Here is a 20738-nt window from a genome sequence, read left to right on the forward strand (position 1 = left end):
CCATGCTGCCGACCATTCTTGATCTGACAAGCCTTCGCGCAGCCTATGAGGCAGGCAAAAGCCCGCTCGATGTCATCGAGACCGTCATTACGCGTCGGGCCGCCTCGAAGGATCCGGCAATCTTCATCACGCCGACGCCTGATGATACATTGCGGGCCGAAGCACGAGCTCTGATGGAACGTGCACCCGAGCCGAACAGCCTGCCGCTCTGGGGTATTCCCTTCGCGGTGAAGGATAACATCGACGTGGCGGAGCTGCCGACCACCGCCGCCTGCCCGGCTTTCGCTTATAATCCCGAGAAGGACGCAACTGTCGTTGCACGACTGCGGGCGGCAGGTGCGATCGTAATCGGCAAGGCCAATCTCGACCAGTTCGCGACCGGCCTCAATGGCACACGCTCGCCCCATGGAGCGCCACGATCGGTCTTTGACGCCGACTATATTTCAGGCGGTTCGAGCTCGGGTTCGGCGGTGACGGTGGCATCCGGCCTCGCCACCTTCGCGCTTGGCACGGATACGGCCGGTTCAGGCCGCGTGCCGGCCGCCTTCAACAATCTTGTCGGCATCAAGCCGACCCCGGGCCTGCTGTCGAATACCGGCGCCGTGCCAGCCTGCAAGAGCGTCGACTGCATCACGATCTTCGCGCCGACGGTCGGCGACGGGGTCGCGATCCGCAAGATTGCCGAGGGCTTCGATGCCACCGATGCGTTTTCGCGGCGTGCCAAGCCGGCAACTCTTCCGGTTGCCGGTCTGCGGCTCGGCGTTCTCGACGGCGCGGAGCGGGAATTCTTCGGCGATGCCAATGTCGAAGCGCTCTATGATCAGGCAATCGAGCGCGCCAAAGCGCTCGGCGCGACGATCGTTCCCTTCGATTATGCGCCCTTCCGTGAGGCGGCTTCTCTCCTCTATGACGGCCCATGGGTTGCCGAGCGCCTAGCAGCCGTCGAGGACTTTCTGGCGAGTAACGCCGACGATTTCGATCCCACGGTTCGCAAGATCATCGAAGGCGCGAAAGGCAAGACGGCAGTCGAAGCCTTCAACGGCCGCTACAAGCTCGAAGATCTCAGGCGCAAGACGGAAGCCGAATGGGCAAAAGCCGATCTGCTGCTGCTGCCGACGGCACCGACGACCTACAAGGTTGCCGATATGCAGGCCGATCCGATCGTGCTCAACGGCCGGCTTGGCCGCTACACGAACTTTGTCAACCTGCTCGATTGCGCCGCGATCGCTGTTCCCGCCGGATTCGGCGACAACGGCCTGCCGGGTGGCGTGACGCTGATTGCGCCAGCCTTCACTGACGATGCGCTGGCTCCCCTTGCCGATGCGCTGCACCGCGCTGCCGCCGCCGGCATGGGCATCGATCGCGCTGCGGTTATCCCTGAGCAGAGCCGCGTCGCCTCATTGACAGACGATACTATCGCCATCGCCGTGGTCGGTGCACATCTGACAGGCATGCCGCTCAATCACGAACTGACCACATTGGGCGGCACGTTGGTAAGGGCCTGCCGCACAGCAGGTGATTATCGCCTCTTCGTGCTGCCTAATACGACCCCGCAGAAGCCCGGCCTCGTGTGCGAACCGGGACATGACGGTCTCGGACTAGAGATTGAGGTCTGGGCCTTGCCCCCAGAGGGCTTCGGCCGTTTCGTTGCCAAGATCCCTGCCCCGCTTGGTATCGGCAAGGTCACGCTGGAGGACGGTTCGAGCATATCGTGCTTCCTCTGCGAAGCCCATGCTGTGAAGGGGGCCGAGGAGATCACGGCTCTCGGTGGCTGGCGGAGCTATATGCGCAGCAAATCGGCCGCCTGAACCGGAGGGGTACGACAGTGAAATTCATAGTTCGGCTGCTGGTGAATGGACTCGTGGCGCGTGCGGGCGCGCTACGAGGTCGACCTGTCATCTTGGTCCGCAGCCCGCTCCATGGCCGAGACGGGTCGAAATGACGGCCGCCGAGCTGACGATCAGGCTAGTTATTATCGTGCAGTGCACGAGCGCGCGATCCAATAAAACGCCCGGACCACATCCGCGACAGTCGCTTCAATCCGGCCAGGCGTAAATCGCGGCTGGACGAGCGACGCCTTTGAGCGGAAAAATGCCGGCTTTCTCGAAACGGCCTGGCGCCTGCAAAACGAAATCGGCGGATGCCAGCAGGCTGTGGCCGATTTCGTCGGCCAGCTTCTCCATGCGCGCCGCCTCATTGACCGCCCTGCCGATGGCGGTGAAGTCAAGGCGGCGAGCCGCTCCGACATTCCCATAGAACACTTCGCCGACGTGAAGGACGATATCCACAAGAAGCTCCGGCTCTCCCGCTTCCGCTCGCCTGCGATTGACATCAGCATTGGCGTTCATGGCAGTTCGCGCCGCCGATAATGCGCGGTCGCATGCCTCGGCCGGGTTGTCGATATCGGCAGGGAAGATGGCGAGCAGACTGTCGCCCATGAACTTCAGGATCTCGCCGCCCTCCTGCTCGACCGGCGCGCCGATCGCCTCGAAGTGTTCGTTGAGCCAGGCAACGATGCGCTCGGGCTGATGCTGTTCATTGAGCGAAGTGAACTTCTTGAGATCTGCAAGAAGGATCGCGGCATAGACCGCGGTGCCGTCGCCGCGCCTGATATGACCGCTCAGGATACGTCCGCTGGTCCGCGTGCCCGTATAAACAGCCAGCACATCGCTCGCAACCCGTGTGGTAGCGATCCGGCAGCAGGCGAGTGACAGCGCCGGGACCAACCTCCCCAGATCGGCAATCAGCCTGTCCGAAAAGCCATCGGGGTCATCAACGGCGATCGAGAAGCTGACACCCGCCAGCGCCGTATCGCCGGGGAATGAAACGAGCTTCATCAGATAATCGGTAGCCCCGAGCTCCGCCAGCTCAGTCAGCAGTGGAATCGGCGGAACATCTGGTCCCGGCGGCAATCGCCAGCGGGCATATTGCAGATTGTTTTCCAGAAGGTAGGAGATGGGAGAGCGCCGGAACAATTCCTGACCCGCTTCATCATGCCCTTGTACTTCCGTCGAGAAGCCGGAAGAACGATACCACGCAAGCGAAAATCCCCGCTGCAGGGGATCGATCGACGGCATCGCTATCGACGCTCGAAGGATCGGATATCCGAGATCCGTCAGTCGTTCCGCAACGCCCTGCAAAATGGTCTCAATGGTATCTGTCGATAGTCCTTCGGCGATGATCCAGTCGATCAGTTCCTGCAAGCGAGGCATAGTCACGTCCTTCGGCCTCCGGATTTTTTGGAGGTCTGCCGTTCTACCGCAATTTTATCAATGGTCCATCGGTCGTGTCATTCCCGGGCTTCGGGCATCATCGTTGCAAAAAATCTTAATGCGCGCCGATTGAAGCAAAATGCGTGGAACAAAATCGGCGCTGCTGCGTAATCCCCCTCTGGGACGCAAAAGAACCTGTTATCGCGCTAACAAGAAACACAACCCCACTTCGAGGAAGGAAAGGAACGTGTCTATGACCGTACGGACTGCTGATGTTGTGCCGCATGACGATCACGTGGTTACGGCCAAAGAGGCCCTGGAGGGACTTTACCTAAGGCTCGAAATGGAGGCGGAGGTCCGGCTCGTTGCCGCGGCATTGCGCGCCGGTTGGACGGCAGACGAAGCCCTTGACGCGATCGACCAGCTTCGAGCCGACGATATCACGCACTAAGATTCCCTGACGCTGCGTTAGGCGTCGTGACGGCTGAAAGTGCCGCCCCCGCTCCGCTCAGTTTGCCACCAGATGCCCCGGCGACACCTCACGGTATCCGAGCGGCTTGATCTTGTATTCGACGGGCCGGATCGGGCTCTTGATCTCGTCATTGGCGACAGCGCGCTTTTCGCGACGGCGATCGGGATCGGGAACCGGGACGGCTGCCATTAGCTTCTTGGTATAGTCATGCTGCGGGTTGCCGAAGACGGCGGCGCGCGGGCCGATTTCGACGATTTCTCCGAGATACATGACCGCGACGCGGTGGCTGACGCGCTCGACGACGGCCATGTCGTGAGAAATAAACAGAAATGCGAGATTGAGGCTCTGCTGCAAATCCAGCATCAGATTGATGACCTGCGCCTTGATCGAAACGTCGAGTGCCGAGACGCTCTCGTCGGCCACGATGACCTTCGGCTCCAGTGCAAGTGCACGCGCAATACAGATGCGCTGGCGCTGCCCACCGGAGAATTCATGCGGGAAGCGTGAGGCCATGTCGGGCGTCAGGCCGACCTTGACGAGGAGGTCCGCGACGCGTTCCCTCGCCTGCTTTGCCGTCCCCATCCTGTGCTCGAGATAAGGCTCGGCAATGGCGTCGCCGACACGAATGCGCGGATTGAGGCTGGCAAAGGGGTCCTGGAAGATCATCTGCACGGTCTTGCGCATCTCGCGCATGCCCGCCTTGCCGAGCGCGAGCACATCCTTGCCATCGGCAATGACAGAACCGCTCTGCGCCTCGATCAGCCGCATGATTGCGCGTCCGGTTGTCGACTTGCCGCAGCCGGATTCGCCGACGAGCGACAGCGTCTCACCGGCATGGAGATCGAAAGAAACGTTCTCGACCGCGTGGACGCGACCAGTCAGCTTGCCGAAGAGGCCGGAATGAATGTCGAAGCGCTTGGTGAGGTTTTTCACCTCGAGCACCGGGCGAGATGTTGCGGCGACCGTATCGGCCGTTTCGACCGGGATGTTTGATTCTCCCGTTGCCGTATTGACGACGGGGAAGCGCAGCGGCCGCTGGTAATTTTGCATCGAACCGAGCACCGGCACGGCCGACAGCAAGGCACGGGTGTAGGGATGTTTGCCGCGATGGAAGATATCGGGTGTCGCTCCCGTTTCCACCTGCTCGCCGCGATACATGACGACGGTACGATCGGCGATCTCGGCAACCACGCCCATATCATGAGTGATGAACAGAACCGACGTCCCCTCCTCTTCCTGCAACATCTTGATCAGATCGAGGATCTGGCCCTGGATCGTCACGTCGAGTGCCGTCGTCGGTTCGTCGGCGATCAGGAGCTTCGGCCGTGAGGCAAGCGCCATGGCGATCATCACACGCTGGCGCATGCCGCCGGAGAAGCGGTGGGGATATTCGTTAAAGCGCGAGACAGCCGAAGGAATGCGCACCTTTTCGAGCAAGCGGATCGTCTCGGCCCGAGCTTCTGCCTTCGACATCGGCCGGTGGCACAACAATGCCTCGGAAATCTGGTCGCCGATCGTGAAGAGCGGATTGAGACTCGTCATCGGTTCCTGGAAGATCATCGCGACATCATTGCCGCGAACCTTGCGCATCTCGCCTTCCGGCAGGGCCAGAAGGTCGCGCCCGCCGAGTATGATCTTGCCTTCGATGCGGCTCGAATCCGCCTGCAGAAGGCGCATGATTGATAGCGAAGTCACGCTCTTGCCGGAGCCGCTCTCGCCGACGATCGCGACCGTCTCTCTCGGTGCAACATCGAAGGAGACATTGCGAACGACCGGCTTCCAGGCGCCATCGACCAGAAACGATGTCGTCAGGTTCTGGACGGAGAGAACCGGCTCCGTCGTTGCGATGGATTGTGCCTGGATGCCTGTCATGATCGCTTCCTTAGAATTCGCGCCTTGTTTCTCGGATCAATCCGGCCACTTCAGCACACCTTCGAAACGTCGCTTGCTGCGGTTTTCGATCGGCGTCGCGATGATCTCGTTGGAGGCGCGCGCCTTGTCGAGCTCCGCAGCCAGGCGGCTGGCGACGATCTTCTCCTGGCCCGGATGCAGATTGCACGGATCGAGGTAGAAGTAGCGATGCTCGACCTCGTGATCGCGCACGATGATCGGCGGTGAGCCGCGGCCGAGCGCATCGGCGAGGTCCCAGGCGGTGATATGGGCCTCATCGGTATCGATGATCACGCGCATGCGATCGAGCGGGTTGTTGGTCGGGTCCGGCTCGATCAGTGCGGTCACGCCGGGGCGGCCGTCGAGCGTCTGTCTCCAGAGGTTGAGATAACCAGTCTCACGCTCGCGAATACCGGCGTGGTCGCGCTTCTCCCAGGCTTCGAGCGCCGCCATGACGCCGAAAATGCTTTCCTTGCCGACCTTCATGCCGCGGCCGATGCCCATATTCTGCAGGAAGGCGTTGCGCACCAGCTCCTTCTGGCCGGCGACGATGCCCGAGGTCGGGCCGCCCAGGAACTTGTGACCGGAATAGAGCGCCACATCAGCCCCCTGCTCCAGGAATATCCTGAGATCATATTCCGAGGCCGCATCGACGATAACAGGAACGCCCTTGGCATGGGCAATCTCGACGAATTCCTTGAGGTTCAGCAGGCCGTAGTCAACCACGTGATGCGAAACGACATAGACGGCGGCGGCCGTCTTTTCGGTAATCGCATTCTCCATATGGAAGCGATGGGTGGATGTCGCCTGGCCCACCATCACAACCTTGCCGCCGGCAAGCCGGATCGCCTGATCGACGGGTGCGCCGTAGCTCACGATATGGCCCATCTGGACGAGGACTTCATTCTTCTCCGGCACTACATCCGGCAGCTTTTCGATAGCGAGCAGGTTGTTGCCGGTGATGGCACCAGCGACGGCAAGCGAAATGCCTCCCGAGCACGAGGCGGTCACGAAGCCCGCCTCGCCGCCGGTCAGCCTCGCGATAACCGCGCTCGCCTTGCGCTGCAAATCGTTGACCTCAACGAACTGCGGCAGGATCGACGACATAGCGGCGATGGCCTCGGGAACGACGATCGAGGCGCCGAGGCTGGTCATGGTGCCGGAAACGTTGATGACCGGGCGAAGGCCGATCGATGTGCGGATGTCCTCAGACATGGGTATCTCCAATTTCAATCTGTTGAGCCGGAGCGATCATGCGCATCCTCATTAATCCCTGAGCGCGACGATGGCCTCGATCTCGACGGTGATGTTTCCTGGCAGCGATCCGAAGCCGACGGCAGAGCGGGCATGCTGCCCAACCTCTTCGCCGAAGACATCGATGAAGAGATCCGAGCAGCCGTTGATGACGGCAGGGTGGTCGACGAAATGCGGCACAGCATTGACCATGCCGAGCAGCTTGACGACACGCTTGACACGCGAAAGGTCGCCGAGCGCCTCATGCATGACCGAAAGCAGATTGATGCCGGTGAGCTTTGCATGCGCGTAGGCGGCTTCGACGCCGACCTCGGCGCCGACCTTGCCGATATGCATGAAGCCATCCGGCTCGCGAGGCCCCTGCCCCGACAGGTAAAGCATGTTGCCCTCCTGCACATGGGTGACGAAATTAGCAATCGGCGGCGGTGGGGCCGGAAGCTTGATGCCAAGCGCTGCTAGCCTCTCGTAGGGCGACGCGCTGGGCTGACCTGCGGTAACGGGCGGGCCGGCGGTGGCGGAAGACTGGTTCACGCAAACTCCTGTCATGCTATGTCTTGTGTTCTGGTCTTACCGGTAGGAATAACCGTGGCTGTGGCGCACCAGCTTGCGGGCACGCGGCACGTAACGGCTGGAAGTGAATGCCTCGTTGCCCAGCACCGCATATCGCGGCTCGAAGAGCCTTTTCAGCACCGAGACGTCACCATTGGAATCGGTCGCCTCCAGGTCGGAATCGATGAGATCGAAAACCGTGAACTCGGCGGTAGCACCAACACTCAGACGGTTTTCCATCGATAGCTTGATGACGGATGCAGGCGCATGGGTCACCGCATGGATCACCTTGTCGAAGGGCATGCCGACTGACAGAAGCTTCGACATGGTCGTTGCCAGATCCCAGACCGGGAAGTTCATCGAATGACCATGCAGGTCGGTCGAGATCGAATATGGCAACAGGCCACGGGCGATTGCCGCTTCCGCCACCTTGAAGGAAAAGGAAGCGCCGCCATGGCCGATGTCGAGGCGGATGCCTTCAGACGCGCAGCGCTCGGCGAGATTGAAGAGGTCTTCGTCCTCCATGATGCTCGAACCGGCCTTGCCGTTGAAGCAGTGGGTGACGACATCGCCGGGGCCAAGGATTTCCAGCACTTCGTCATAGAGTGCCGGCGGCTCGCCGACATGCACCATCATCGGCACCTTGAGGATCTTGGCGATCTTCTTGCCGAGCTTGACGGGAGTGACACCCCAGGAGCCGGTGATCACGTGGCTGGCGCGCACCTTGATGCCGACGATGTGCTCGCTGTTTTCGGCATAGCATTCGAGGATGCGGTCAAGGTCGATATCCCTGATGTCGCGCAGCTCAGCAACACGATTGCAGGCAACCAGGCCGATGGAACCGAGATTGAGGAAAGCCTTAATGCGTTCCTTCGACGGCTCGATGATATATTCGCGGAAACCGTGGAAATTGGCCTCACCGGCAGAACCGGCATCGACCAGCGTCGTCACACCACGCTCAACGCCGCACTCGGACGGGCGGATCGAGATGTCGGTGCCGCCATGCCAGATATGCACGTGCAGGTCGACCCAGCCGGGCGAGACGAAGGCACCCTTGCCGTCGACGCGTATCACCTCATCGGCCACAGCCAGGGACGGGCCGAGCTTGGCGATCTTGCCATCGGCATCGACCAGAATGTCGATCGCGCCGTCCGGCGTGCCAGCCCCGAAGCCAACAGGCTTTACATTGGTGAGGAGGAGCGGCTTGCCCACTTTTTCACCGGTCATTTAAAGGTCCTTTCGAAGTTTGGGATCGAGCATGTCGCGCAGACCGTCACCGACCATCTGGAGCGAAAGCACGGAGAGAATGATGGCGACGCCCGGAAACAGCGTCATCCAGTCCGCCTGACCGATATATTGCCGGCCAGCGGCAATCATCGTGCCCCAGGTCGGGATTTCCGGGCTGACGCCGAGGCCGAGGAAAGACAGGCCGGCCTCGGCGAGCATGGCGCTCGCAAAGAGGAAAGTCGCCTGCACCATGATCGGCGAAAGCAGGTTCCTCAGCACATGACGCGTCATGATATGGAAGGTCGAGATCCCGAGCGCCTGTGCGGCCTCGACATAAGGCAACTCGCGGATGACAAGCGTCGAGGCGCGAACGATGCGGGCCAGGCGCGGTGCGTAGACGATCGACAGCGCAATGATGACAGTCGTCAGCGACGGGCCAAGAGCCGCGACAAGCGCAATCGCCAGCAGGATATCCGGGAAGGCCATCATCGCATCAATCAGGCGAGCGATTGGCGTGTCGAGGTTCTTGAAGAAGCCCGCAAGCAGTCCCAGCGTGACCCCGATCGCCGCCGAAAGCGCGACGACCGCGACGCCGACAAGCAGCGACAGGCGGCCGGCGAAGATGGTGCGCGACAGCACATCCCGGCCGAACTCGTCCGTGCCGAAGAAATATGTCCCGCTCGGTGGCTTCAGACGGTTGATGATCGAAAGCTTCGACGGCGAATAGGGTGCAACCCATGGCGCCAGGATCGCCAGCAGCACGAAAATTATGAGAATGAGCAAGCCAACGGCGACTGTCTTGCGCTTTAAAAACTGGCGGATAAATTTGCGGCCTTCGCTCTCGGCCGGCTTGATCGCGATATCCGTCATCAGTAGCGCACCCTCGGATCAACGAGCAGGTAGAGCATGTCGATCACAAAATTGATCAGGACGTAGAGCGCGGCGATCACCAGAAGCGCTCCCTGGATAACAGGATAGTCGCGACGCAGAACAGCCGAGACCACCAGATTGCCGACACCCGGGAGACCGAAGACCGTCTCGGTTACGACAGCGCCAGAGATCAGCACGGCGGCGGTGAGACCAAGGACGGTCAGGATCGGGATCAGCGCATTCTTCAGCGCGTGCTTGAGGATAACCCTGCGCTCGATCAGGCCTTTGGCGCGAGCCGTGCGGATATAATCATCACCAAGGACGTCGAGCATCGAGGCGCGGGTGAAGCGCAGGATGAGCGCCGAGGAGACAATGCCGAGCGCGAAGGCAGGCAGCGTCAGGTGATACATGCGATCGAGAAATGTCGAGCCAGGCCCGCCGTATCCGGAGACCGGAAACAGACCGAAACGCACGGCAAAGACCTGCATCAGAATGAGGCCGAGCCAGAAGCTGGGAATGCTCGCGGCAAACATCGCCAGCGTCGTCGCCGCCTGGTCAACGAAGGAGCCACGGCGATAGGCGGCATAGATACCGATCGGAAGGGCGATGACGCTGGCGATAACAAGCGAGAAGATCGTCAGGAAGAAGGTTGGTTCGGCGCGATCGAATAGCGCCGATGTGACGGGCATGTTGAGGAAGATCGACTGTCCGAGATCGCCCTTCAGCAGCTGGCCGATATAATAGAGATATTGAACGCCGATCGACCTATCGAGACCGAGGCTGGCGCGCAAATCGGCGATGTCCTGTGACGTCGCATCGGGGCCGAGCATGACGGCCGCTGGATCGCCGGGGGTGACGCGCACGATGACGAAGACGATGGTGACGACGAGGAACATCACCACGATCATGCCGAGCAGGCGCTGGAAAATGTAACGTATCATGAAGTCTGTCCCGGTGCCGGACGGGCACGATGGAAGAAGGATACCGGCGCAAGCGCACCGGTATCCTTCGATGGAGCGTTACTTTTTGACAGATGCATTCCAGAAATACGGCCACGGAGCCGGATCGACGCCTTCGAGCTTGGTCGATTTTGCCGAGACGGCGTTGAAATCACCGATCTTCATGTAGGGCAACTCGTCATACATGGCCTTCTGGACGTCGGCCCAAAGTGCCACGCGCTTCTGCGGATCGACCTCGGAAGTGAAGGCATCGACGACGGTCTTGCGCGCCGGCGTATCCCACCAACCGGGCGAGCTTGGAGACAGCGACCCGATCAGCGCCGGTTCCGGCAGGAAGGGGCTGTGGGTGATGTAGATGTCCCAGAGCTTCGGATCGGTGCGGCGCTGTGTCAGCGTTGCCCAGTCGACGACCTGCAGGTCGACGGCAAAGCCGGCTGTCTTCAGATATTCGGCCGCAACCTGCGCCATCTTGTAATGGAATTCGTACTGGCGGCTGGTCAGAATGCGGATCGGCTCGCCATTGTAGCCGGCCTTCTTGGCCGCTTCGGCGGCGCCTTCTGGATCGGCAACGTTGTAATTGCCTTCGACGCCTGCATCGGTATTCCAGACATACGGCTTGGGATAGATGTCGCCGTCGAGCGTGTAGAAATCCGTGCTGCCGAAGGCGGCGGCGAGCATGTCCTCCATGCTGAGCGCCTGGCGGATTGCTTTGCGAACCTCGACATTCTTGGCAAGGCCTTCCTTCGTGTTGAAGACGAAGACCGGATAGCCGAATGGCTTCAGGATGACCGGCTGCGACGCGCTCGATGCCTTCAGCTTGTCGAAGGATTCGACCGGGATCGAGTCGACATAATCATACTGGCCGGAAACGGCGGCCTCGACGCGGGTGTTTGCATCCGGAACCGGTACGAAGCGGATTTCGTCGAGATACTGGTGGCGCGCGCCGCCGTAACCGTCGCTCTCGCCATCGCGCGACTTGTAGCCATCGAAGCGGACGAGCTGGATATACTGATCCGCCTTGCGCTCCTTCAGCATATAGGGGCCGGTACCGATGAATTCCTTCATCGGTTCATCCTGCTTTTCAGCGGGGATGATGATGGCGGCGGAGTTGTTGAAAGCGAGCAGCGAGGTCAATGGCGCATAAGGCTGCTTCAGCGTGATCTTGACGGTCGCCGGATCGACGGCGGTGATGGAGTCGATAAAGCCTGCGACCTGTTTGCCACGCGAGGCGATCTTCGTCCAACGGCCCAGCGAGGCGACGACGTCTTCAGACGTCATGTCGGAGTTATCGTGAAACTTGATGCCGGTGCGCAGCTTGATCGTGTAGGTCCTACCGTCGGCGCTGATCTCAGGCAAGCTTTCAGCCAGAAGCGGCGTGACATTCCACTTCTTGTCGAAGGTGTAAAGTGTTTCGAAAATATGCTGCGTGACGATGCCGACGAGGTCGGCAGTCGAGGACATCGGGTCAAGCGTCGGCGGCTCGCCGATCGTTGCGACGTTGATAACACCACCCTTTTCCTGGGCCAGCAAAGTTGTCGGCAATGCGACCAGCGCAGTGCCGAGAAGGAATGCGACAAGTGTCTTCATTTCATGCTCCCGGTTTAATATTCCACAATTATGTTATGTCAGTTTTTATAATAGAATAGCGACGGAAGTGGTCCTGTCAATCGGGAAAGCGGCTCCAGCGGCAAAAATGAACAGGCGCGCGGGCGGAACCGTAATCGTCGCAATTTCATGCTGTTTCGCAACGGCGCAGGCGAGTCCGCCATTGCGTGCAACGCGCTTGATCTGCTCGAGCCGTAGCCCAAGACGATTGAGTTCATGGGAGATTTGTGCGGCCGCTCGTCGCCAACAACAGGCCCGATCTTGGCGTCGCGCCTTGATCTTATGGAGGCGCAATCTGGAATTAAATGACCGCGGGTCGCGCATCCATCTCGCTCTTTAAGCGTTTCGGCATTCACTCAGAGGAAGGTAGGCCATGTCGGACTTAAGTCCGTGTTGGCCAGCGCGCAAAAAAGCTAGAACGCGATTGTGTTGCTTTTTATCGAGGACATTGAGGTGCGCCGAAGGCGGACATCAGTATCCTTCTCTAAAACGGTGCATGGATGGAGATCATTCTTGGCGCATCGATTTTCTATAGAGGCGTTGCAAAAATCCAAAGTAACCGCCACTCGCCGAACTGAACAATCAAAGTTCTGAACTTTAAATTCCAGAAAAACGAAATATGTCATCTGCTGGAGAAGTCATGAAGAAAGTGCTTGTAGCAGGCGGAGCTGGTTTTCTCGGATCACATTTGTGCGATAGGCTTTTAAATCGCACCGACATCGAAAAGCTGGTTGTTGTTGACAATCTTTGGACTGGCCGTGAGGCGAATATTTCCCACATCCAGGATCCCCGCTTCCATTTCGTGCAGTCCGACGTGGAAGAGCTTCAGACTTCGGACAAGTTTGACGAAGTATACCACCTTGCCTCCCCGGCCTCGCCGCCGTGGTACATGAAAGAACCCAAGAGAACTATCTCGGCAAATCTCATTGGAGCCTTTCGTCTTCTGGACCTTCTGAAAAAAGGAGGCCGCTTCTGTTTCACCTCTTCCTCAGAAGTCTACGGCGATCCGCTCGTCTCGCCGCAGCCTGAGTCTTATAAGGGCCAGGTCGATTGCACTGGGCCACGTTCGTCCTATGACGAAAGCAAACGCTGCACCGAGTCCTTGCTGTTCGAAATGCAGCGCACGCAGGGTCTGGACCTTAAAATCGTTCGGCCCTTCAACGTATACGGACCGAGGACGCGGCCGGACGACGGCCGAGCCGTCTCTAACTTCGTCGCCCAGGCCCTGACCGGCCGCCCCATTACTGTGTTCGGGGATGGCCTGCAGTCCCGAAGCTGGGGTTACGTCGATGACATCATTGATGGCTTTGCACGCTACTTCTGGATGAACGAAACGGATTACAGGGGTCCGCTTAACGTCGGGAACGATCGGGAGATCTCAGTCCTGGAAGTGGCTCAGTATGTCTCGCGCCTGATGGGCGGGATTCCGATCGTCTTCGAGCCTTCGCCGCCGCACGATCCGACAAACAGACGGCCAGATCTGAGGAATGCGAACTACGTGATGCCCGAATGGTCGTGCGCGATCAGCTATGAGGAAGGCGTTGCAAAGACTCTGGAATGGTTCAGGCAGGAGATGAAAATAAATGCGACAGAGGCTGCCCAGGCGGGCTCCCGCCGGCTGGCCTAGGCAGGACGCTGAACAGTTCCCCGGCATCTGGCGCAGAGTGTAATAATGAGTGACGCCATACCGCGTGACATGAAAGACAACGTCTTTCCCGTGCCCATCCGATACCTCGATCTTTCGTCGGATGACGTTGGTGCGAATGCCCCGGCGATCGGCGCCGGGCTCGTCGTCTTCGTCTCCGCAGGCCTTCCCGTCGGTCAGGCCTATATCGAGGGGTCAGAAAACCCTGGCGCCCTGGCTGCGCGCGCCGTGTCGCCGGAGAGCATCGAACACGCTCGGAATGTGATGCAGGCGCCGATCAGGAACCGCGACGTCAGCCTCCTGATCTGCACCAAGGATCGGCCGGACGAACTGGCCAGATGTCTCGCGTCAATCCCCAGGCAGTCCCTGCCTCCTGTTGAGGTAATCGTCGTCGACAACGCCTCAGCCGGTGATGGAACGCGCCGCGTGGTGGAGGCGGCCGGCGCGACCTATGTGCGCGAGAATAGGGTCGGGCTGGACTATGCCCGCAATGCCGCCGTGCGCGCGGCAAAGACCGAGTTCCTGGCGTTCACGGATGATGACGTGGTGCTGCATGAACATTGGCTGAAGAACCTGATGAAGGCCTTTGACAGGCCCGAGATTGGATGCGTTACCGGCCTTATCCTTCCCGGAGAGCTCTCCACGCCCGCGCAACTGATATTCGAGATCCATTGGGGATTTGGCAGAGGCTATAAACGTCAGGACTTCGGTCAAGACTTCTATCGCCAGAGCGTACCATACGGGGCGCCTGCCTGGCTGATCGGCGCGGGCGCAAGCCAGGCATTCCGCCGCCAGGTATTCGACGATATCGGATTGTTCGACGTGCGGCTGGATATGGGTGCGGCAGGGTGTTCGGGCGATTCCGAATTCTGGAATCGACTTCTCCATCACGGCGGCACCTGTCGCTACGAGCCGACCGCGGTTTCCTGGCATTTCCATCGCAAGGAGATGAAGGGGCTCGCCAAGCAGATTCGCCAATATATGAGCGGCCATGTGGCGGCCCTGCTGATCCAGTACCAGAATACCGGAAACCGAGGCAATCTGCGGCGCATCCTCTTAGCCCTGCCCCGGTATTATCTTCGAAAGTTGAGGAAACGGCTGCCGAGGGGAGCAACCTCGGACAACTTCTTTCTGAAGGAGGAAATACTGGGATGCCTGAACGGTGTCTGGTATGTCCTTCGCCGCTGGAAGATGCCGGCATGGTAACCGCATCAAAGCCGGACATATCGTTCCTTATCCCCGCCTACAACGCGGCAGAAACTCTGGCCGACTGCTTGGGCAGCTTGCAAAAACAGTCGGTGTCGAACTGGCAGGCGGTGGTCGTCGATGACGGTTCGAAAGACGATACCTGGAAAGTGCTCGAAGGCTTTGCGAAAGCCGACAGCCGGATCCTCATCCACCGTCAGCCGAATGCCGGCGCATCCGCAGCACGTAACGCAGCCGCCGGGTTTGCGACCGCTCCCCTGCTCTGCATGCTTGATGCGGACGACTGGCTGGACCCTGTTTTCATCCAAAGCATGCTGCCGGTTGCCGCCGATGGCCAGCAACCGATCATTGCTTATTGCAGCCATCGCCGTGTCACGCCGAACGGCCGGATGCTGGGTGTCGAAATACCTCCCGATCTCGCAGGCGACAAGGCAAAGCGGGAATTCTCGTCCTTCTGTGCCCTGGCCATTCATACAGTGGTCTTTCCGAGAGACCTTTTCATCCGGCTGGGCGGTCTGGATGTCGAACTGCAGACTTGCGAGGAATGGGATCTCTGGCTCCGCATGGCATTTGCAGGAGTTTCGTTCCGGCAGGTCGAAGGGTGCCTTGCCTTTTATCGCATGAAGAGCGGCTCTCTCTCGGGTGATCCGCTGAAAATGCTGAGGGATGCAGTCCGCGTCACCAGCAGGGCGCAAGCGCTGCACCTGAAAGAGGGGCTGTCGCCGGATGATGAGGACGCCCGATGGACGGCGCCTGCGCTCGGTCAATTGCGAATGCTCGCCTGGGCCACCTCAGTCAACCTCTGTGCGGGAGACGAACTTGCCGCGCTTGCAGAGCTTCTGCCCGAATTTCCCAACGCTTCCGGCTATGAGAATTTCCTGACTGAAGTGATATTGCACGGATTGCAGATTGGCCTGAAAGCAGCGCGCCCGGCCGATCTCGTCGATTTGCTGGAGCGTTGGAAGCCGGCATTCCTCGATCTCGTACAATTGCTAGAGCGGCACTCCCTGCCCGGAACCGGGCGCCGGGTGGAAGAGCTCGTTGTCTGGTCAATCTCGGCACCCGACATGTCTCGCTCCTTCGCGCTCGGCCATCTGCAGGTGGCTGCCATCGACATCGACAAGCTCGCCTGGATCACCAAGATTGATGGGGCCGATACGCTGCTGCTGCACGTCTTTGCTAGAGGGCTATATATCGGATCGCATGTCGGCCCCTTGTGGGGAGATCTCTCGGTTCGCACTCAAGTTCGCCTCATTATCGATGAATTGCAGGCCGAAGATCGGTTACCCACACCTTTAACGTTCTCCTATGCCCGCTCCTGGACGGCCGGAGCCGTTCGCAATATGAGGGCTTTCGGCAAAATTGTGCGACAGCGCAGCGGGCGAAGGCGGCAGATCAAACATCTCGTCAAAAAGGTACATCTGACCGCGCTCGTCGAAACTGCAGCTAGAAGACGAGGGAATAATGACGCATGCTTGCTGGAGACGGAATCCGACTATCAGCAACGGCTTGCCACCCCTGTCGTCGCGAGGACCGACGAGTCCTCTGAAGCGAGAGGCGAACAAACGGCCCTGCCTGAGGCAACGACGAAAAAGGAATATTGGGAACGTTTTTTCGAGCGCCCGGATCCCTGGAACTATGTCTCGGTATACGAACAGGTCAAATACGAGCAGACGCTGAGCCTCATTCCGGATGGGGTCGAAAAAGCCCTGGAGCTTGCCTGCGCGGAAGGGCTGTTCACGGCAAAGCTTGCGCAAAAGGTCGGCTTCGTGATGGCTGCGGACATTTCCAGCCGCGCTGTGGAAAGGGCAGCCGAGAGATGCCGCGACCTTCCAAACGTGGAGCTTCGCGTCCTGGATTTCGTCGAAAACGAACTTCCGCCCGAACAGGATCTGATCATCTGTTCTGAGGTCCTCTACTTCATAGACGACGAGGCAAGCCTGGAGCAGGTATGCCGGAAAATCGCGGCCGCCTTGAAACCGGGCGGCTATCTTGTCACGGCCCACGCCCATCTCCGGCGCGACGAGCCCGGCAGAACCGGTTTCGACTGGAACAATCCCTTTGGCATGGGCACGATCAGGAAGGTCCTGTCAACCCTGCCCGATCTCGTTCTGGAAGAAACGATCGAGACGGAGCTTTATGCCATTCATCGGTTCGCAAAGCGCAATGCGGCAATACCAGTCGTGCATATCGAGCCCCATGGTGTACCGCTCGATGCGAACGTCGCCAAATACATTATCTGGGGGCCCGCCGGCGTCGATAGCGAGACCGCAAGGACGAATGAGGTCGTCACCTCGGTTCCGGTGCTCATGTATCACAGAATCGCACTCGACGGACCGGCCTCGCTCCATCGCTTTCGGGTCGCACCGGAAGCCTTCCGTAAACAGATGCAGTTCCTCCGGCGGCAGGGCTATTATGCGCTGACGGCCGAGAGCCTGACCAACCTGTTGCGTGAGGGCAAGCCCATCCAGGGGCGACCCGTCGTTCTGACCTTTGACGATGCCTATCTCGATTTTCTCACCGATGCCTTCCCGATCCTGGCTGAAAGCGGGTTCAGCGCAGACGTCTTCGTGGTAACGGATAAGGTGGGCGGCAGGTCGGATTGGGATGCCGGTTACGGGGATACGGCACCGCTGATGTCCTGGGCCGATATCCAGAGCTTGCACCGACAAGGAATCCGTTTCGGGTCCCATCTTGCCTCTCACAGGCCGGCAAGTTCGCTGGACAATGCTACATTGATGGGCGAAGCGGTCCTTTCGCGCGATGCGCTGGAAAGCCGGTTGGGCGAGGCCGTGATGTCCATCGCCCTTCCCTTCGGTTCCACCGATTTCCGCGTTCCTGGCATTCTTGCTCAAGCCGGTTACGAGATCGGCTTTTCAACAAAACCCGCGAGGACGAGCTTCTCGGACCACCCCTTATCCCTGCCACGCCTCGAAGTTCGCGGGGACCGTCCTCTCCAGGCCTTCGCCGAGCTGATGAGCCAACCCGACGCCTTCATTGGATAGCAAACCATGAACGTCGATTCGCTCCCCTTGGTCACGGTTGTTATTCCTGCCTACAACGCTGCGAAAACACTCGCGAATACACTTCGCAGCGTATCGAACCAGACCCATGAATGCCTCGAAATTCTCGTGGTCGACGATGGTTCTGAGGACGGAACTTACGAACTGGCAAACGAATGTCGCCTTCAAGATTCACGCATCAGGGTCCTGAGACAAGAAAACGGCGGCGTGGCTCGCGCCCGCAACCTGGCAATCCGCGAAGCGACCGGCAGCTATATTGCCCCGATCGATGCCGATGATCTCTGGCATCCCCGCAAAATCGAATTGCAGCTCCGAGCGCTCGCAAGCCTCCCCGAAGGGCATGGGGTCGCCTACAACTGGTACGCGGCCATCGATGTGAATGACGTGATTTTCGCCCATTCAAACCCTGTGCTGTACAAGGGCGACGTCTTCGAAATCATGGTTCGGGAGAATTTTATCGGTAACGGCAGCACGCCGCTCATGCCGCGTGCGGATGTCCTGGCATGTGGCGGCTACGATCCGTCACTGCGCGATCAGAAGGCGGAGGGATGCGAAGATCAGAAGCTCTATATGGCGCTGGCCGAAAGGCTGCCTTTCGCCCCGGTCCCTGATTTTCTGACGGGATATCGTTTTACTCAGGGAAACATGTCGAGCAATGCCTGTCGCATGCTGAGATCTCACGCCCTGGTGATGGCAGAGGTCAAAAAACGCCACCCGCATCTTGCCGCCGCCGCCACTACCGCGGAATTCGATACGGCACGGTGGTATTTCCACAAGGCGCTTTCCAGCAAAGACCATGATCAGGTCAGAAAGCTGGCGCCGATGATGGCTGGGCGCTTCCCTCTAAGGCTCGCCATTCATGGTGCCGGTCTTGTCTGGCGCTCAGTCAAAGGCCGCGGACGACGATTGGCAAATCGATTGTCGGGACGCGTGACCGGAAAGCGGCCTGCCGCGCCGATGCGGGAAGCAATGACAGTCATCGCTTTCCCCGAGAATGGCTCGTCATTCCGTGACCGTTTTGAAGCGGCGGCTGTTGGACAGACTGGCGTGTTCATGGAACCGCGCGGAGGTGGTGCATGATGACACTGCAAAAATCCGTTTCCGCCAAGCCGACAGGCGCCTTCAATATGATCGTCGCAGCCCGCTTCCGCGAGCTTCTGAAACTCGTGCCGTCGCTTCGGCTCAAGACGTCGGTGATGGTCGTGGTCGGGATCCTGAGCGGTCTGATGGAAATGGTCGGGATCACCTTCCTGGTGAGCCTCGTTTTTGTTCTCGGCCAGCAGGGCTCCTCTTCCAGTCCTGCAATCACCGGACTTCCTGCATTTTTCGGTGGGTTTGAAACCGCGATATCGAAATCGATGCTGGTCACCATCCTGATCTGCGCGATCATCCTCAGGATCGTTCTGGGTTTCGCCAATTCGATCATCGCGAGCACCGTCAGCCATCAAATCAGTGGCAGCATTCGGCATCGTCTTTATTCAAAAATCCTGACGATCCCATTTCAGCGCTTTCAGCATTACGAACGCAGCGACCTCATGAATGTCATCGCGACGGAATCCTATGCGGTCGCTTCGGCTCACGCGAGCCTGGTTCGCCTTGGTATCAATCTCGGGACCATCGTCATCTTCGGTGCCGGAATGCTCGTGATGGCATGGCCGATCGCCGTGCTCGGGCTTATTTTCGGCGTTGTCCATAATCTGACCCTCGGCCTGTTTGCCGACGCCTATCGGCGTACAGGCGCGGCCGCCATTTCGGCAGTGGAGGACCTGACACAACTAACCTGGACCACGCTGCAGACCTTAAAGGCTGTGAAAAGCTTCGGCCTGGAAAAGCGCCACGAAAGCATTTTCGATGCGCTTTCCACGGATGTCGGGAAAACCTGGTCCCATTCCGACCGGATGAGTGCGGCAACCTCGCTTTTGAGCGAGGTGCTGACATTCGGGGTTATCCTGACGATTATCCTGTCTTCGCAATTTCTGCCGGTAGACTTCCGAGCAGCATTGTCGGCGACCATTCTTCTTTACAGGCTTCAACCGTATATCAAGGAGTTTGATTCCCAGATCCTTGGCCTGCATGCCCTGGAGGCACCTCTACAGAACGTGCTGGCGATAATTTCCGAGGCGGACGATGTCAGACAGGTCGCCTGCGGAGAAAAACTCAAACATCTGCAGAAGGAAATCGCTTTCCATGATGTCTCCTTCTCATATGAAGGCAGCAGCGTTCCTGCCGTCAGCCGAGCCAGCTTCTCCATCAGGACAGGAGAGACGACCGCGCTGACCGGGCCAAGCGGCTCCGGCAAGACAACCATCCTCAACATGCTGCTCGATCTCATCCAGCCGAGTGAGGGGCGCATAACCTTCGACGGCAGGGATCTTTCAACCATCGAACGATCGAGCTGGCTGCGACTATTCTCAGTCTCGGGCCAGGACGTCGAATTGATGGAAGGAACGGTCCTCGACAACATCCGGTTCCGCCGCGAAATTACCGAGGAAGATGTCCGCTGGGCTGCAGATGTGGCTTGCGCGACTGAGTTCATCGAGAAACTGCCTTCTGGCTTCGATGAATGGCTGGGCGATGAGGCAATAAGGCTTTCGGGCGGCCAGCGGCAGCGCATCGGCCTGGCACGCGCACTCGCCGGCCGGCCCGAGATACTGCTCCTCGACGAAGCCACCAACGCGATTGACGAAGCGACCGAGGCGCGGGTGCTTTCCCTTCTGCTTAGGGAATATCAGAGCCGAACACTGATTATCGTCAGCCATAGATCGTCCGTTGCCAGCCTGATGAAGCATCAGATCTGTCTCGTCCCGCCAGCGGTATAAGGAATAA

General features: G+C 59.3%; 15 protein-coding genes. 7 read left to right on the plus strand and 8 right to left on the minus strand.

Annotated elements, in window-relative coordinates; genetic code table 11:
* The first annotated feature begins 2 nt into the window (after positions 1-2).
* Positions 3-1808, plus strand: coding sequence for an allophanate hydrolase (gene atzF, locus AC1DTN_RS08490; RefSeq protein WP_477920404.1), 1806 nt, complete (start codon positions 3-5; stop codon positions 1806-1808).
* A gap of 228 nt (positions 1809-2036) precedes the next feature.
* Here the strand turns inward: atzF and AC1DTN_RS08495 are convergent, their stop codons facing one another.
* Positions 2037-3212 (minus strand): adenylate/guanylate cyclase domain-containing protein, encoded by a 1176-nt coding sequence (locus AC1DTN_RS08495; RefSeq protein WP_477920405.1) that lies wholly within the window; start codon positions 3210-3212, stop codon positions 2037-2039.
* Between the two features lie 253 nt (positions 3213-3465).
* Here AC1DTN_RS08495 and AC1DTN_RS08500 point away from each other — a divergent pair, with 253 nt between their 5' ends.
* Complete coding sequence (locus tag AC1DTN_RS08500) at positions 3466-3663, plus strand: hypothetical protein (RefSeq protein WP_113319998.1); 198 nt, start codon at positions 3466-3468, stop codon at positions 3661-3663.
* A gap of 57 nt (positions 3664-3720) precedes the next feature.
* Here the strand turns inward: AC1DTN_RS08500 and AC1DTN_RS08505 are convergent, their stop codons facing one another.
* The 7 genes from AC1DTN_RS08505 to AC1DTN_RS08535 form a co-directional block, all read right to left on the minus strand.
* On the minus strand, positions 3721-5556 hold the full coding sequence (locus tag AC1DTN_RS08505) for an ABC transporter ATP-binding protein (protein WP_477920406.1): 1836 nt from the start codon (positions 5554-5556) through the stop codon (positions 3721-3723).
* A gap of 36 nt (positions 5557-5592) precedes the next feature.
* Positions 5593-6789 carry an aminotransferase class V-fold PLP-dependent enzyme gene (locus AC1DTN_RS08510; protein ID WP_477920407.1) on the minus strand — a complete coding sequence of 399 codons (1197 nt, stop codon included), beginning with the start codon at positions 6787-6789 and terminating at the stop codon, positions 5593-5595.
* Positions 6790-6840: 51 nt separating this feature from the next.
* Positions 6841-7374 (minus strand): RidA family protein, encoded by a 534-nt coding sequence (locus AC1DTN_RS08515; protein ID WP_477920409.1) that lies wholly within the window; start codon positions 7372-7374, stop codon positions 6841-6843.
* A 21-nt stretch (positions 7375-7395) separates the two neighbouring features.
* Positions 7396-8604: an amidohydrolase/deacetylase family metallohydrolase gene (locus AC1DTN_RS08520; protein WP_477920410.1), complete on the minus strand. Its 1209-nt coding sequence runs from the start codon at positions 8602-8604 to the stop codon at positions 7396-7398.
* On the minus strand, positions 8605-9474 hold the full coding sequence (locus tag AC1DTN_RS08525) for an ABC transporter permease (RefSeq protein WP_439017957.1): 870 nt from the start codon (positions 9472-9474) through the stop codon (positions 8605-8607).
* Positions 9474-10415 carry an ABC transporter permease gene (locus tag AC1DTN_RS08530; protein WP_477920411.1) on the minus strand — a complete coding sequence of 314 codons (942 nt, stop codon included), beginning with the start codon at positions 10413-10415 and terminating at the stop codon, positions 9474-9476. Before AC1DTN_RS08530 ends, AC1DTN_RS08525 begins: the two co-directional genes overlap by 1 nt.
* A gap of 78 nt (positions 10416-10493) precedes the next feature.
* Positions 10494-12020, minus strand: coding sequence for an ABC transporter substrate-binding protein (locus AC1DTN_RS08535; protein ID WP_477920413.1), 1527 nt, complete (start codon positions 12018-12020; stop codon positions 10494-10496).
* A 658-nt stretch (positions 12021-12678) separates the two neighbouring features.
* Here AC1DTN_RS08535 and AC1DTN_RS08540 point away from each other — a divergent pair.
* The 5 genes from AC1DTN_RS08540 to AC1DTN_RS08560 are packed head-to-tail and all read left to right on the plus strand — an operon-like array spanning position 12679 to position 20731.
* Positions 12679-13665: an NAD-dependent epimerase/dehydratase family protein gene (locus AC1DTN_RS08540; RefSeq protein ID WP_477920415.1), complete on the plus strand. Its 987-nt coding sequence runs from the start codon at positions 12679-12681 to the stop codon at positions 13663-13665.
* 45 nt (positions 13666-13710) lie between these two features.
* Positions 13711-14889, plus strand: coding sequence for a glycosyltransferase family 2 protein (locus AC1DTN_RS08545; protein ID WP_477920417.1), 1179 nt, complete (start codon positions 13711-13713; stop codon positions 14887-14889).
* On the plus strand, positions 14883-17894 hold the full coding sequence (locus AC1DTN_RS08550) for a glycosyltransferase (protein ID WP_477920419.1): 3012 nt from the start codon (positions 14883-14885) through the stop codon (positions 17892-17894). The genes AC1DTN_RS08545 and AC1DTN_RS08550 overlap by 7 nt, the downstream gene beginning before the upstream one ends.
* 6 nt (positions 17895-17900) lie before the next feature.
* Positions 17901-18992: a glycosyltransferase family 2 protein gene (locus AC1DTN_RS08555; protein ID WP_477920421.1), complete on the plus strand. Its 1092-nt coding sequence runs from the start codon at positions 17901-17903 to the stop codon at positions 18990-18992.
* The gene (locus tag AC1DTN_RS08560; RefSeq protein ID WP_477920423.1) at positions 18989-20731 is read left to right on the plus strand and encodes an ABC transporter ATP-binding protein; all 1743 of its coding nucleotides are present in this window, start codon (positions 18989-18991) and stop codon (positions 20729-20731) included. Before AC1DTN_RS08555 ends, AC1DTN_RS08560 begins: the two co-directional genes overlap by 4 nt.
* Positions 20732-20738 lie beyond the last annotated feature (7 nt).

This window comes from Rhizobium sp. 01T444 (assembly GCF_056398305.1).